The sequence below is a fragment of the Pirellulales bacterium genome (assembly GCA_036490175.1).
Classification (GTDB): Bacteria; Planctomycetota; Planctomycetia; order Pirellulales; family JACPPG01; genus JACPPG01.
The window spans coordinates 1-12472 of sequence record DASXEJ010000116.1 but is presented as its reverse complement, the minus strand read 5'-3'; the positions used below and the strand labels follow the sequence as shown (position 1 = coordinate 12472).

The following is a 12472-nucleotide window of genomic DNA, read 5'->3' as shown; positions in this document are numbered from 1 at the left end:
GCGGTCGCCAGGCCATTACAAGCAGCGACGTTCGCTAGACGGAGAACGAGCGTGTCGGTGATTCAGTTCGGCTGTCCATTCTGTGGCGCGGTTTCCGAGGTCGAGGCCGGCTGGGCAGGTCAGGAGACCAGTTGCCCCGCTTGCGCGAGCGTGCTCATCGTTCCGCATGCGGAACCGGTTGTGACCGACATGCTGGGCGTTTCGCCATTCGAGCCACCGACGCCGGCCCCCGCACCCACGAAGAAAGCTCGGCCTCGGTCTGGCAAGCCGAAGTTATGGCAAGCAGCGCCGCGGCCTGATGCCGCGTCCGACACCGAATCGCTACGGTCGTCCGAATTGCCGCAACCATTGACGGCCCCTGAGCCTCAAGGACAAATTCATCCGCTGGCGGCGCCAGTGCCGCAAGAAAACCTTGTCGTGGATTTGTCGAGCGTGTCGTCGCCGGATGACCAGGGGCCGCTCGGCGGCGTTTCGTACCAACGGCGAGCAAGCAAGGTAGCCCGGGAAGAACGTCAGCGGCGGCGGACGGTTTCCAATGCCATCATGCTGATCGGTTCGATGATCGTGCTGTTCGCGGCACTAGCTGGCCTGATGTATTTGACCGGTAAACGCTAGCCGCAACAGCTTTCGGACTATCGACCACGGCCATTCCAAGGCGCGTGTCAAGCGCGGCCGCTTGAGCGGCGAGATCGCTTCACTCGTTGGCGCCGTCCGCGTATCAGGCCGTGGGAATTGATCCGAAGATTGGGCCGATCCGCGGAAGGATACTAACGGGCTTTACTCTGTGACGGCCGGCAAGTGGAGGAACAAACATCGCGCTGTGAGTTCGTCTCTAGGAGATCGTCTTTTCTGCGAAATCTGCGGATAGAATCCTTCAAACGGCCGCATCGACTTGTTCAGGAAACGCTTCCTGATCCATGTAGCAGCCGGATCGGCACGGCTCTTAAAGCTCGCGGCCGATTTGAAAGATTTCGGGCGCGTCCAAGACGCGGTCGTTCGATTCAAATAACGCTTTGATCGCCGCTTTGTGGATTTTCATCTTGGTGCCCCCGACGCCGATGGCGCCGTAGTAGATGACGCCCTGGCGCTCGACTGCTTTGTCCGTGACCTTGATTCCGGCGATTCCCAGCGGAGGCACCGCATTGAGATCGACGGCCACGCGCAACTCGCCGGCATGGGCCAAGGTTTCCTCGGGCAACAGTACAACGCCGGCGGCACCGGCGGCCACTATTAATGTTACGCCTTCCAGGGCCGCGGCCAATTCGGCCGGCTTGCCCACAGTGCAAGCGCTGATGCGGGCGGACTGCGTTTTTTGCGAGATCGTGGCGGCCACGTCAGTGGCGCGTGCCAGACGCCGCGACGCGACTCGCACGCTGGCCCCTTCTCGCGCCAGCAGCCAGGCCACGCGCTGTCCCACGGGTCCGGTCGCCGCCAAAACGAGCGCCGTCGTGCCGGCCAGGTCGAGATGCTTGGCAGCTGCCAGCACCGCGGCCGCGGCGGTTGTATTGGCGCCTCCTGAGTCCATCATCACCGACGTGCGGAGCGGACCAATAAACGACGCCACGATGGCCGAGAGCACCTGCTCGCCGCGGGCCACATCTGAACCGCCAACAAACAGGGCCGTGTTGCGCAGATCGTCGGGACCGCGCGTGAAAATGGCGCCATGCACGCGCTCACGGACATTCTCCGATGTAATGGCGTGATGCCGGAACAAGTGCTCCACGCCGGCATCCACTGCCACGACGCTATCGAAGACGCTTGGCTGATCGTCGGTATCGAGCTGGATGAGGATATTCGGTTTGCTCATGGCAACTTTCCCTTGCGAAAGTTGGCGCGCTGGCGAGAGGAGTACGCGGGCGGCATGCCAACTTGCGCGCGGCGACGTCGCCCAGCCCTCTCCCCCTGCGGGGAGAGAGGTGCTTGGATCGGCGCCAACGATACAACGGCACGCAGCCGCGCGGATGGCCACAGGCCAACGCATGACAACGCGCGGCGACGAATGCCTAGAAGCCGCGGAACGGGTGCTTTGCCGAGTCCTTGCCAGCCACGACTTCGTCGACGCTGGGCTTGTTGCCCAAAGCGTTGGCGATGGCCAGCTTGGTGGCCTCGTAGTTGAACTCGTAGATCTTCTTGTCGTCTTCGGCTTGAGGGTGAATGAACACTCCACAAACGATGACCAACTGCTCGGCCTGATTCTTGGGAATGACGTTGGCCGCGACCTGGTCGGCAACGGCTTTCGCGACGGCCGCTTGCGCGGGTCCAAACATCTGCACGGCCTGCTTCATTCCTTTGATCGTGACCTTGGTGATCAGCACGGTCGCCGGCTTCACGGCCAGATTCGGCGTCAGCACGGCCAGCAGATTCGAGTGACCTTCGCTTTGCGTCGCCAGAGCGTTGGCGAATGCCGCGCCGACGGGGCCGTCCTTGCTGCCGATCAACAGATCGATATGGGCGATTTCGTTCCCCTCGCCTACCAGGGCCTCTCCAACATACATCGACATGGATTAGTCTCCGTTAATTTCCGTGACTCGCACCCCCAATGACGCCCGTGATGCGACGAACGCGCCACGATAGCAAACCGTAGCGCGAATGCAACGGGGCCAACTGCCAAGGTGCGGGAAGAGAGTAATGCCCCTGAGCGGCGATCTTACCTGCCCGAACTAGCGTGGGCGGGCATCCTGGCAGACGCTGTGCCGGGGGGGCGGCTATGCCGCGTCGCCTGGCTGGCGCTCTTTCGTCATGACGACGCAGTTTCCCTTGTCGCGAAATTCGACGCTCGACATGAAGCTGCGCATCAATAGCACCCCGCGACCACAGGGACGCTCGATATTGTCACGGTCGGTGCAGTCGGGAATCGCGTCGGGGTTGAAGCCCGGTCCTTCGTCCTTGATCAAGATGAAAAGCCGATCGTGGGTCAGCTCGCAAACGACGTGAACAGTCTTCGAGCTGTCACAGCGGTTGCCATGCTTGATGGCATTGACGATCGCTTCCTCCAGGGCCAGGTGCACGCCGAAGATGTCGCGCTGTTCCCAGTCGTGCGAAGCAAGCTGCTCAAGAACTTCGTCCAGAACGCGCTTGCCGGCCAGGTTTTCGCTTGGAATGACTTGTTCCGTCCTCCAAGTCGAGCTCATTGCTGACATGCTTGGGAGCCTGCGGGGGTGCGTGGCTAATCCGCTCGCCCTGCGAACCAGGAGACGGGCAGTTGGCGACCTCTTAAAACATGCGTCCGCGCGACAGGGGCCAATTACGCGAATGCGGCCAGGGCCTCTGCCTCGTCATCCTTGATTTCGAACAACTTGTTCAATTTCGTAATCGCGAACACTTCGTAGATTTCAGGACGAATGTTACTGAGCTTTAGTTTGCCGCCGTGCGCCTTGACCTTCTTATCAAGCGTAATCAACTTGCCCAAGGCCGAGCTGGACAAAAAGCCGACAGCGGAAAAATTGAGTAGCAGGTTCTTGCGCTGATCTTCTTCAACCAGCGCAAACAGTTCCCGCCCCAATTCCTGGATATTGGTTTCGTCGACAACTTTTCTATCGGTCAATCGAACGACTGTGACATCGCCGACGTCCGTGAGCTCTAGGTGGCGGAGTGTGGCCATCGAACGTATTCTCCCCTGTATCGCGAAGCGGACGGTCTCCGAGCGACTGTCACGAAGGGTAAAGCAATAACACAAACATCCCATCAGGGGCAAGCGCAGGACACATTCCGGAATCGGTCCTGGTGACGAAACCGCGAATTCCGCGACGGAAAACTAGCGATGTTACACGTCGTCCAACATCTATGTTATGCCGCAGTCGGGGGGTGTCAAGCGCATTGGCGCCAGACCGGGCCAGGTGCGGAGGCGCGTCGATTTGCCGCCGGGCGACTTCGGGTGCGCAGCCTGCAGCCCATCGCCCGACGGAATGGTCGTCGATCTGCTGCCAGCTACGTCATCCGGCCGGACGAGGCATAGCCAAACTGTGCAGCACCAACACCGAACCTGCCGAGATCAAGGCCCAGCCAATCCACTCGGGCGGGCGAAATGTCTTCCGTGGTCCGGACGAACTGCCGGCCGGAGCCATGTTGGCGATCGTGGCTCCCTTGGCATTCGGAAAGCGGCTGGCCAGAAACCGTGTGCTCTCACTCGACAGAATGAACGAGTCGACCATCCGCATCTGAATGCCCAAGAACAGGATCACCAACCCGGCCAAAAAATAGTGGTTGCGGTTGAATTCCATGACCCTGCATTTCTCCGTCCCGGGAACACGAGTCGAGTCGCGACCGTCGCAATCGCGCGCATCCCAGAGTACATCGTGCCAGACCAGGACAAGAATTCAGCCCTGGCCCGCGGCGACGGATTTGTGCGGCTCCTAGCGTGCGCGCCGTGCAAAGGGACCGTACGGATGGAACGGACGGCACCCGGCGACCACAGGCGCACGATCGCTCTAAGTTGCACCGTCGATAGGTACGACGAACCGCGGCTCACTTGCGGCCTGGAGCCCAGGGCGGTATGAACCGGCGTGGTCCGAATCTGAGGGACGGGCCGAATGTACGGTCAGAAGGCCCATCCGTGCCGTGGCCGTTGGGAATGACCTGCGGTTAACCGTCGCGCAAGTGTTTCAGCTGATCGACGAAATAGCCGACGCCCTGGCGCGTTTGTTCGCTGGCCGAATCGTTCAGAATGTGTTCTTTCTTGGCTTGCACGATGGCGGCGGCTAAGGCCCGATGTTTATCCCAATCAGGAGCCTGGAAGTCGCGCACGTCGACATAGGTTTCGTCGAAGCCCGACGAAAGTTTGGGAATGGTCTCGAATCCGTGGTCGGTGCGTACGACGTGGTAGCGCTGGGCGAAAAAGACCAACGCCCCGCCCGCCATCACGCCGAATAGGAACGAACTGATTTGCCGCATAATCCGGCCTCCGCATGCGATACATCGGGCAACCCACGGCAGACGAATGCTCTCTGTGGTCCGCGCCCTCAAGTCATCCAATTTTAGGTCGTCTTGGGCGCGGCAAGGGGCTCGCCTAGCCGTATAAATCGTCGCGATCCGCATAACCAAATGCACGGCAATGCCCGCCGGTGGCGTGCTCAGCCGGTGTGTGCAGAGGACAGCAGCGAAAAATGATCTGGTTGTTGATACTGCTGGCGGCATCTCCCTTTGCCGCCAAGGTCATAGGGCTCGCCTGGTTTGCGCACAACTACGTGGCGCAGTCGAGCTACAAGATTTTCCAGGTCGGCGGACCTGTCTGGTGGCGACGTTCGGTCGAAGGTCGACGTGGGCTGGCGTCGTTGTGGCCGATCGACGAACCGTGGCCCCGACCCATGACCTGGGGGCTGGCGGTTTGCCTTGCGGCGCTATCGGTGGGTGCGGCGGCGTTTTGCATTCCTTGGCTCGCGGCACAGTTGAATCTGGACGTGACCAGGCTGCGGCAAGATATCGACGCGCGATTTCACATAACACCCTGGCGTGCGGTGGCCGTCGTGGTGTTCCTGACGGCGATCAACTCCGGACTTGAGGAGCTTCACTTTCGGGTCTGGCTCGACCGCGAACTGTCGAAACGTCTCGGCAACGTCGCGGGCATTGTCGTCAGCGCGGCGGCGTTTGCCGCCATGCACCTGTTCATCTTTGCCGCCATGCCGGGCGTCGCCGGGTTGGCATACGGACTGCTGTTTGTGGCTCTAGCGCTAATCGCGGTCGTGTGGAGCTTGTTGGCGCGGCGGCCGGGCGGAATCCATGCCGCCTGGCTGTCGCACGCCTTGACCGATGCCGGCCTGCTCACGTGGGGCTTGTTTTGGCTGGGGTATTTTTGACGGTCGCTCAAAACCAGCGGGGCGGCGTTGGCAAGCTCGCTGCAGATTTCGCCCGCCGCAGCGACCGGTCCGCCTACCTTGCCGAGTCAGAAATAGGTATCCTCATAGCCGGGGGGTGAGCAGACCGAGGCGGTGTTTCAATTGCCTTTGTCTGGGAGCCATGTGACGCTTCTTGGTGCGGAGGTGTCAAAAGGGCATGCCAGGGCGTCGGGTGCGTCGCCAAGCCTCGGCCGGCTTTGCAACGTTTCCCGGGTGTTTTCCGATCGATCTACGGCACCAGCAAATTCGCGCTGTGATACTTGGCAAGAGACCAAATCCAAGCGCATCGGCCCGCACCTGGTCGTGTGGCAAACCAATTCGTACAGGCAAGCGCATCGGCGGCTGTTGCTCGCACGGCGCAGAACCACGAAGGATATTCGACCGTGTATAAGCCAAAGCCCATGCCCGAGCCGATGATCTTGCCGCGCGAATTCGTTCGCATGTGCCGGCGCAACATGCGTCGTCCGAAAATTGCCGATACGACCGGCGTCGACATGAACGGCGGCAGCCTGCTGATGCGGACGTTGATTTTCCGCCGGCTGTTGCTGCGGGAAGTGCTCGGACCTGACGAACAGTTCGTCGGCTTGCTTGTCCCACCGTCGGCCGGCGCCGTGTTGGCCAACATCGCTGTACCGCTGTGCGGGCGCGTGCCGGTGAATCTAAATTACACGGTGTCCTCCGAAGTGATGAACTCGTGCATTCGCCAGGCGAACATCAAGCACGTGTTGACCAGCCGCAAAGTGCTCGAACGCTTCAACTTGCAGATCGACTCCGAATTGGTGTACCTGGAAGACTTCCGCCAGATGGTGACCACGACCGATAAGGTGGTAGCAGCCTTCCAGGCCTTCGCCTGTCCGCTGGGTTTGCTCGAAAAGACCTTGGGCCTCGACAAAATCAAAGACGACGACCTGCTGACCGTTATTTTCACGTCGGGTTCGACCGGCGAACCAAAGGGCGTGATGCTCACGCAGCGTAACGTGGCGTCGAACGTTGAGTGCGTCGATTATTTGTTACAGCTGCGGCCGGAAGATTGTGTTGCCGGGATTCTACCCTTCTTTCATTCCACCGGCTTCACCACCACGCTCTGGACGGCGCTGGCGCTCGATCCCAAGGGTGCCTATCACACTAGCCCGTTGGAAGCACGGCAGGTGGGCGAGATGTGCCGCAAGAATCACGTCACGATTCTTGTTTCCGCTCCCACGTTCTTGCGCAATTATCTGAGACGCTGCCAACCCGAAGATTTTGCCTCGGTCGAGATGGTGCTGACCGGCGCCGAGAAGTTGCCGATCGAGCTTTCCGAAGCGTTCGAAAAGAAGTTCGGCGTGCGGCCAGGCGAAGGGTACGGCACTACGGAATTGTCGCCGATCGTGGCCTTTCACGTACCGAAGTCACGCGCCACGAAGCCCGAACAGCGCGGCTGGCCCGAAGGGACCGTCGGCATGCCGATCCCCGATGTCCACGTAAAGGTGGTCGATCCGGAATCCGGAAAGGAACTCAACCCAGGGCAAGAGGGAGTGCTGTGGTTCAAGGGCCCGAACGTGATGAAGGGCTACCTGAACCGGCCCGACCTGACGGCCAAGGTGATCAAGGATGGTTGGTACAATTCGGGCGATGTCGGACGGGTGACGCCCGAAGGATGCATTCAGATCACCGGGCGGCAAAGCCGTTTCTCGAAGATTGGCGGCGAGATGGTACCGCACATCAAAGTCGAAGAGACGCTGCAAGCCGTCACCGCGGCCGATCCCGACGAGGTTAAATTCGCGGTCACGGGCGTGCCTGATCCATCTCGCGGCGAACGGTTGGTAGTGCTTTATACCGATCTGCCAATGTCGCCCGAGGAAGTCTGCCGGGGATTGGCAGCCGCGGGATTACCGAATATCTGGATCCCGTCGCCGGCCAGCTTTTGTCACGTCGACGCGATTCCCGTTTTGGGCACAGGCAAGCTCGATTTGCGTGGCTTAAAGGAGTTGGCTTTGGAACGCTTCGGGGAGCGCGGCGAAGCAGCCGGGGCACGATCGTAAGCGGTCGCGGATCCAAATCGGTTGGCAGGGCTCACTGCCCCTTCACGTTCATCGGCACGGCATACAGCGAGGTGCGCGCCGTGACGAAGAGGGTTTTCTTGTCCGGGCCCCCGAATTTTAGATTGGCCGGTCCTTCGGGGATTGCAATGGTTTCGATCTTTTTCCCTGCGGCGTTGTAGACCGTGATGCCGCGATCGGTGAGATAGATGTTGCCCTGTTCGTCACGTGCCATGCCGTCCGAGCCTTGTTCGGCGAATAGCCTTTTATCGGCGAGCGAGCCGTCAGGCTTGATCGCATAGACGTAGGTCTTGCCCCCTCCGGCGTCAGTCACGTAGAGATGCTTGCCGTCGGCGCTGCCGACCAGGCCGTTGGGCTTTACCATATCGTCGATGACGCGCGTCAGCTGCTTGTGATCCGGCGCCAGATAAAAGACGTAGAAGCCGGGCAGCTCCAGGCCGTCCATGCCTCCATAGCGCGGATCGCTGAAGTAAACGCCCCCTTGCGGATCGATCCACAGATCGTTCGGGCTGTTGAATTTCTTGCCCTCATAGTTGTCGACGAGCACCGTCACCTTGCCATCGGGAGCGGTCGAGGTAAGGCGTCGGGCGCCCCCTTCACAGGCCAGCAGATTCCCCTGCTTGTCGAAGCACAGGCCGTTCGAGCCGCCGGAGTTCTCGCGAAACGTCGAAAGCACTCCATCGGTCGACCAGCACATGATGCGGCTTCTGGGTATGTCGGAGAAAAAGACATTTCCTTCACGGTCCGAAGCAGGCCCCTCAGTAAAGAGGAAGCCGCCAGCGAGCTTCTTGGTCTCGCCACCGGCTGCGACAAGGCTCGGCTCGGCCGCGCGAGCGGTCGTGGAAACCAAGGAAGTAGTGACTAATGAAAACGCGGTTACAAAGAGACGCGTATACGTCGATCGCATTAGTATGATCCTTGCGAAAGGGCGTGCCGGAGAAGTCCCAGGCCGGCAATTCTAACAAGCGATGCGACGCGGTGCGCGCCAATTGGCCTTCATCAACAGCCGCCTCAGAAAAGGGAACGCGTGTCCGTGGACGAGTGATTCGACAGCCGCGCGGTCGTGGCGGCGATATTTAGCCGCTAGGGCTTCGCTTCGAAATCTTTGAAGTTGGGCGTCTCTTCGACTTTGGTTTGGCCGTCGACCTGACGCACGACGAGTGCCGCGGCGTTTGGGTATTTGTCGAGAAACGTCAGGCCGCGCCCTGGTCCCAAGACGGCCACTGCTTTGGTCAGGCTGTCTGCCGAGATTCCATCGTGCGCGACGACGATCACGAGGCTACGGTCAGTCAGCCCCAACCCGGTGTGTGGATCGAGGATGTGCGAATAGCGTTTGCCGTCGAGCTCGACAAATTGCCAGGCATCACCGGAAGTCGTCACCGCGCAGTTGTGCAACGTGAGAAAGCGGGTGGGTGGGCCATCCTTGGCTTCCAGCGGAGCAACGCCGATGCGCCAGCCTGCTTCTCCTGGTGGCGGATCGCCCACGACGATGTCGCCGCTGCCGTCGATCAATGCCCGGGTAATACCTTGCCGGGCGAGCACGATCAAAGCTTCATCGATGGCATAGCCGACGGCGATCCCGCCCAGGTCGAGCCGCATGCCGGGACGCAGCAGTTCAACGGTCTGTGCCTCTGCGTCCAGCCGCAGAAATTTGTAGCCGACGGTCGTGCGCGCTTCGGCCAGGCGATCCGCCGCCGGCATCTCTTTGGCACGGCGGGCGCGCCGCCACAGCTTTACATAGGCACCTACCGTGATGTCGAAGGCGCCGGCCGATTGTTCGGCCAGGGCCTGGGCGCGGGATAGCACCTTCCATAAATCGGGCCCGACCTTCACGGACTGGCCGCTGCCAGCGGTATCGCTGAGGCGCGATAACTCGCTCGCCGGGTCGTAATCGCTCATGATGCCATTGAGCTCGTGAATCCGCTGAAATGCGGCCGCCGCAGCCTGATTTGCGGCCTTGTCCCCGTCGGAATACAATAGCACCTTGAATTGCATGCCCATCTCGACCTGGGTGAATTCGTAGCGCGCAAGTCGAGAATTGTCGGCGGCGATGAGCCGGTGCGGCGCAGCACCCACAAGGAGGGCGCTTCCGATGAGGGCGCCGACGAAAGTGGCGCCGACGGTCGTCGTCGTTCGGCCGGCAAGATGTAGCGTCGGCGAGCGCTTGCTGCCGATTGAGAGACGACCTACCATTTTGACCCGCCGCACGGCTTGCATTCCAGGGACGCCCTAACCAATTAAGTCCGCGGCCGGCCGACGAACGAAGTACGGCTGCCGTTAAATACTACCTCTTAAGAACCCCGCAGATTATCCTCCTCATGATGAAGATGCTTTGGCAAGTCCTCGCTCGGCGACATTTCGTGTTTTGTCTGGCCGGTTGTGTATGTCTGGTAGCCATGGGCGGCGCGCGAACGATACTCTTGGCCGAGGATTCGACAGCGACTGCCACGACGGATCCCGCGGCCGTGGCCCACGACGAAGCCAGTATGAAGCCGTACACCCAGGTCGTTTCGGGCACGCCCGTCAAGTTCGACCTGGTGCCGATCAAAGGGGGCAAGTTTCTGATGGGAAGCCCCGTCGGCGAGGCCGGCCGCAAGGAGGACGAAGGTCCGCAGCACGAGGTCGAGATCGCGCCATTTTGGATGGGTAAGTGCGAGGTGACCTGGGGCGAGTACGAGATCTTCATGTTCAGCCTCGATATCCAACGGCGCAAGGTTGAAAGCGGCACCGCTACGGAATTCGATAAGCTGGCTGATGCGGTCACCCGCCCCACGAAGCCCTATACCGATATGACCTTTGGCATGGGCAAAGAAGGTTTTCCGGCGATCTGCATGACGCAATTGGCCGCCAAGACCTATTGCGAATGGCTGTCCGCTAAGACGGGGCATTACTACCGCCTGCCGACCGAGGCAGAATGGGAATATGCCTGCCGAGCCGGCACGACAACCGTTTATTCGTTCGGTGATGACGCCGATCAGCTGGGAGATTACGCCTGGTACTACGACAACGCCAACGAAGCCTATCACCCGGTTGGCAAGAAGAAACCCAATCCCTGGGGTCTGCACGACATGCACGGCAACGTGGCCGAGTGGTGCGTCGACCAATACGTGCCGGATTTCTACGCCAAGTCTGCGGGGACCTTGGCAGCTAATCCGCTGGCCGTGGCATCGCGTGTGGAACCGCGCAGCGTCCGCGGCGGATCGTGGGATGACGACCCAACGGCACTGCGTAGCGCCACGCGACGCGCGTCGACCAAGGAATGGAAGCAGCAAGATCCGCAGATTCCGCAGAGCATTTGGTATTATACTGACGCCTTGTTCCTGGGATTCCGCGTCGTGCGTCCGCTGGTCGAGCCGCCGGCAGCCGAGAAAGTCAAATACGCCCCAGACGCTTCCCAGAAATAAATGCCCCGCCAGAAGAGCGCGATCGAACGCCAACGAGTCGAAGCCCGACGGATTAATCACCTAACAATCGAACAAAATCGTAGCCAATAGGCTGTGCCGTCAGGCACTGCGAACAACCCTGGCTGCGGAATGCCGACCGCCTACCGTCCATTACTTTCAAGGAGAGCAGGACATGTCCGAGCACGCCCCGAGCAACGATCCCTCCAGCGCTTCGCGCCGTACGTTTCTCAAGTCGTCGACTGTTGCCGTAGTAGGCGGGAGCCTGGCGGCGACTCTCGGCCCGGCACGCATGGCACATGCGGCGAGTGACGATACGATCAAGATCGGCCTGATCGGTTGCGGCGGCCGTGGCACCGGAGCGGCCAGTCAGGCATTGAACACCAAGGGAAACGTCAAGCTGGTGGCAGTCGGCGACGCCTTTAAAGATCGCTTGGAAAGCAGCCTGCAGAGCCTGCAAAAAGAAGGTGGTATCGCCAATCGGATTGACGTCCCCGAGGAACGTCGCTTCGTCGGCTTCGACGCCTATAAGCAAGTGCTGGGCGCGGGGGTCGACTTGGTGATCCTGGCTACGCCACCTGGCTTCCGGCCCGTACACTTTGCGGCTGCCGTCGAGGCGGGCAAGCATATTTTCATGGAGAAGCCGGTGGCCGTCGACGCGGTGGGGGTGCGTGCCGTGCTCACCGCCGCGCAGGTAGCGCGGCAAAAGAACCTGGCTGTGGGCGTCGGGCTGCAACGACATCACGAAGCCTCGTACATCGAGACGATCAAGCGACTGCAAGACGGCGCCATCGGCGATATTATCGCGACCCGCGCCTATTGGAACGGCGCCGGCGTGTGGGTCCATCCGAAGACCGAAGGTCAGAGCGAGATGGAGTATCAGATGCGCAACTGGTACTACTTCAATTGGCTGTGCGGAGATCACATCGTCGAGCAGCACATTCACAACCTGGATGTGATCAACTGGCTGAAGCGAGGCTACCCGGTAAAGGCCGAAGGGATGGGCGGACGTCAGGTTCGCACCGGCAAGGAATATGGCGAGATTTTCGATCACCATGCGGTCGAGTTCGAGTATGCCGACGGGTCGCGGCTTTCTAGCTACTGCCGACACATCCCCAACTGCTGGGATAGCGTCAGCGAACATGCCCACGGCTCGCACGGCACCGCGGACCTGGGTGCTGGCCGGATCAAGGTCCGAGGA

General features: G+C 60.7%; 13 protein-coding genes. 5 read left to right on the top strand and 8 right to left on the bottom strand.

All coding sequences use genetic code 11. The annotated features are described in order from the left end of the window. Positions 1–51: 51 nt before the first annotated feature. The gene (locus VGG64_08285; GenBank protein HEY1599584.1) at positions 52–615 is read left to right on the top strand and encodes a hypothetical protein; all 564 of its coding nucleotides are present in this window, start codon (positions 52–54) and stop codon (positions 613–615) included. 328 nt (positions 616–943) lie between these two features. Here VGG64_08285 and VGG64_08280 read toward each other — a convergent pair whose 3' ends face one another. From VGG64_08280 to VGG64_08255, 6 genes are all read right to left on the bottom strand, one after another. After that, complete coding sequence (locus tag VGG64_08280; GenBank protein ID HEY1599583.1) at positions 944–1807, bottom strand: methylene-tetrahydromethanopterin dehydrogenase N-terminal domain-containing protein; 864 nt, start codon at positions 1805–1807, stop codon at positions 944–946. 196 nt (positions 1808–2003) lie between these two features. Continuing rightward, complete coding sequence (gene fae / locus VGG64_08275) at positions 2004–2501, bottom strand: formaldehyde-activating enzyme (protein ID HEY1599582.1); 498 nt, start codon at positions 2499–2501, stop codon at positions 2004–2006. A gap of 204 nt (positions 2502–2705) precedes the next feature. Beyond that, the gene (locus tag VGG64_08270; GenBank protein HEY1599581.1) at positions 2706–3131 is read right to left on the bottom strand and encodes an ATP-binding protein; all 426 of its coding nucleotides are present in this window, start codon (positions 3129–3131) and stop codon (positions 2706–2708) included. A gap of 113 nt (positions 3132–3244) precedes the next feature. Next, positions 3245–3601 carry an STAS domain-containing protein gene (locus VGG64_08265; GenBank protein HEY1599580.1) on the bottom strand — a complete coding sequence of 119 codons (357 nt, stop codon included), beginning with the start codon at positions 3599–3601 and terminating at the stop codon, positions 3245–3247. Between the two features lie 331 nt (positions 3602–3932). After that, a complete protein-coding gene (locus VGG64_08260; GenBank protein HEY1599579.1) occupies positions 3933–4220 on the bottom strand; it encodes a hypothetical protein in 288 nt (95 codons plus the stop codon). A 361-nt stretch (positions 4221–4581) separates the two neighbouring features. Then, entirely contained in the window at positions 4582–4890 is a 309-nt protein-coding gene (locus VGG64_08255) for a hypothetical protein (GenBank protein HEY1599578.1), read from the bottom strand. 212 nt (positions 4891–5102) lie between these two features. Between VGG64_08255 and VGG64_08250 the strand changes: the two genes are divergently transcribed. Together VGG64_08250 and VGG64_08245 are read left to right on the top strand one after the other, a co-directional pair. After that, positions 5103–5792, top strand: coding sequence for a CPBP family intramembrane glutamic endopeptidase (locus tag VGG64_08250; protein ID HEY1599577.1), 690 nt, complete (start codon positions 5103–5105; stop codon positions 5790–5792). 422 nt (positions 5793–6214) lie between these two features. After that, entirely contained in the window at positions 6215–7852 is a 1638-nt protein-coding gene (locus tag VGG64_08245) for an AMP-binding protein (GenBank protein ID HEY1599576.1), read from the top strand. 31 nt (positions 7853–7883) lie between these two features. On the opposite strand, the gene VGG64_08240 is transcribed toward VGG64_08245, so the two are convergent. Together VGG64_08240 and VGG64_08235 are read right to left on the bottom strand one after the other, a co-directional pair. Beyond that, on the bottom strand, positions 7884–8777 hold the full coding sequence (locus VGG64_08240) for an SMP-30/gluconolactonase/LRE family protein (GenBank protein HEY1599575.1): 894 nt from the start codon (positions 8775–8777) through the stop codon (positions 7884–7886). Positions 8778–8953: 176 nt separating this feature from the next. Then, positions 8954–9946 (bottom strand): FAD:protein FMN transferase, encoded by a 993-nt coding sequence (locus tag VGG64_08235; protein HEY1599574.1) that lies wholly within the window; start codon positions 9944–9946, stop codon positions 8954–8956. Positions 9947–10188: 242 nt separating this feature from the next. On the opposite strand from VGG64_08235, the gene VGG64_08230 reads away from it, so the two are divergent. After that, entirely contained in the window at positions 10189–11274 is a 1086-nt protein-coding gene (locus VGG64_08230; protein HEY1599573.1) for an SUMF1/EgtB/PvdO family nonheme iron enzyme, read from the top strand. Between the two features lie 172 nt (positions 11275–11446). Then, positions 11447–12472, top strand: a 1026-nt coding sequence (locus VGG64_08225) for a Gfo/Idh/MocA family oxidoreductase (GenBank protein HEY1599572.1), incomplete at its 3' end; no start/stop codon positions are given.

Bases quoted from the DNA above. Each gene is read 5' to 3' on its own strand.
- VGG64_08280 (HEY1599583.1), bottom strand. From the start codon at position 1,807: ATGAGCAAACCGAATATCCTCATCCAGCTCGATACCGACGATCAGCCA.
- fae (HEY1599582.1), bottom strand. From the start codon at position 2,501: ATGTCGATGTATGTTGGAGAGGCCCTGGTAGGCGAGGGGAACGAAATC.
- VGG64_08270 (HEY1599581.1), bottom strand. From the start codon at position 3,131: ATGAGCTCGACTTGGAGGACGGAACAAGTCATTCCAAGCGAAAACCTG.
- VGG64_08265 (HEY1599580.1), bottom strand. From the start codon at position 3,601: ATGGCCACACTCCGCCACCTAGAGCTCACGGACGTCGGCGATGTCACA.
- VGG64_08260 (HEY1599579.1), bottom strand. From the start codon at position 4,220: ATGGAATTCAACCGCAACCACTATTTTTTGGCCGGGTTGGTGATCCTG.
- VGG64_08255 (HEY1599578.1), bottom strand. From the start codon at position 4,890: ATGCGGCAAATCAGTTCGTTCCTATTCGGCGTGATGGCGGGCGGGGCG.
- VGG64_08250 (HEY1599577.1), top strand. From the start codon at position 5,103: ATGATCTGGTTGTTGATACTGCTGGCGGCATCTCCCTTTGCCGCCAAG.
- VGG64_08240 (HEY1599575.1), bottom strand. From the start codon at position 8,777: ATGCGATCGACGTATACGCGTCTCTTTGTAACCGCGTTTTCATTAGTC.
- VGG64_08230 (HEY1599573.1), top strand. From the start codon at position 10,189: ATGATGAAGATGCTTTGGCAAGTCCTCGCTCGGCGACATTTCGTGTTT.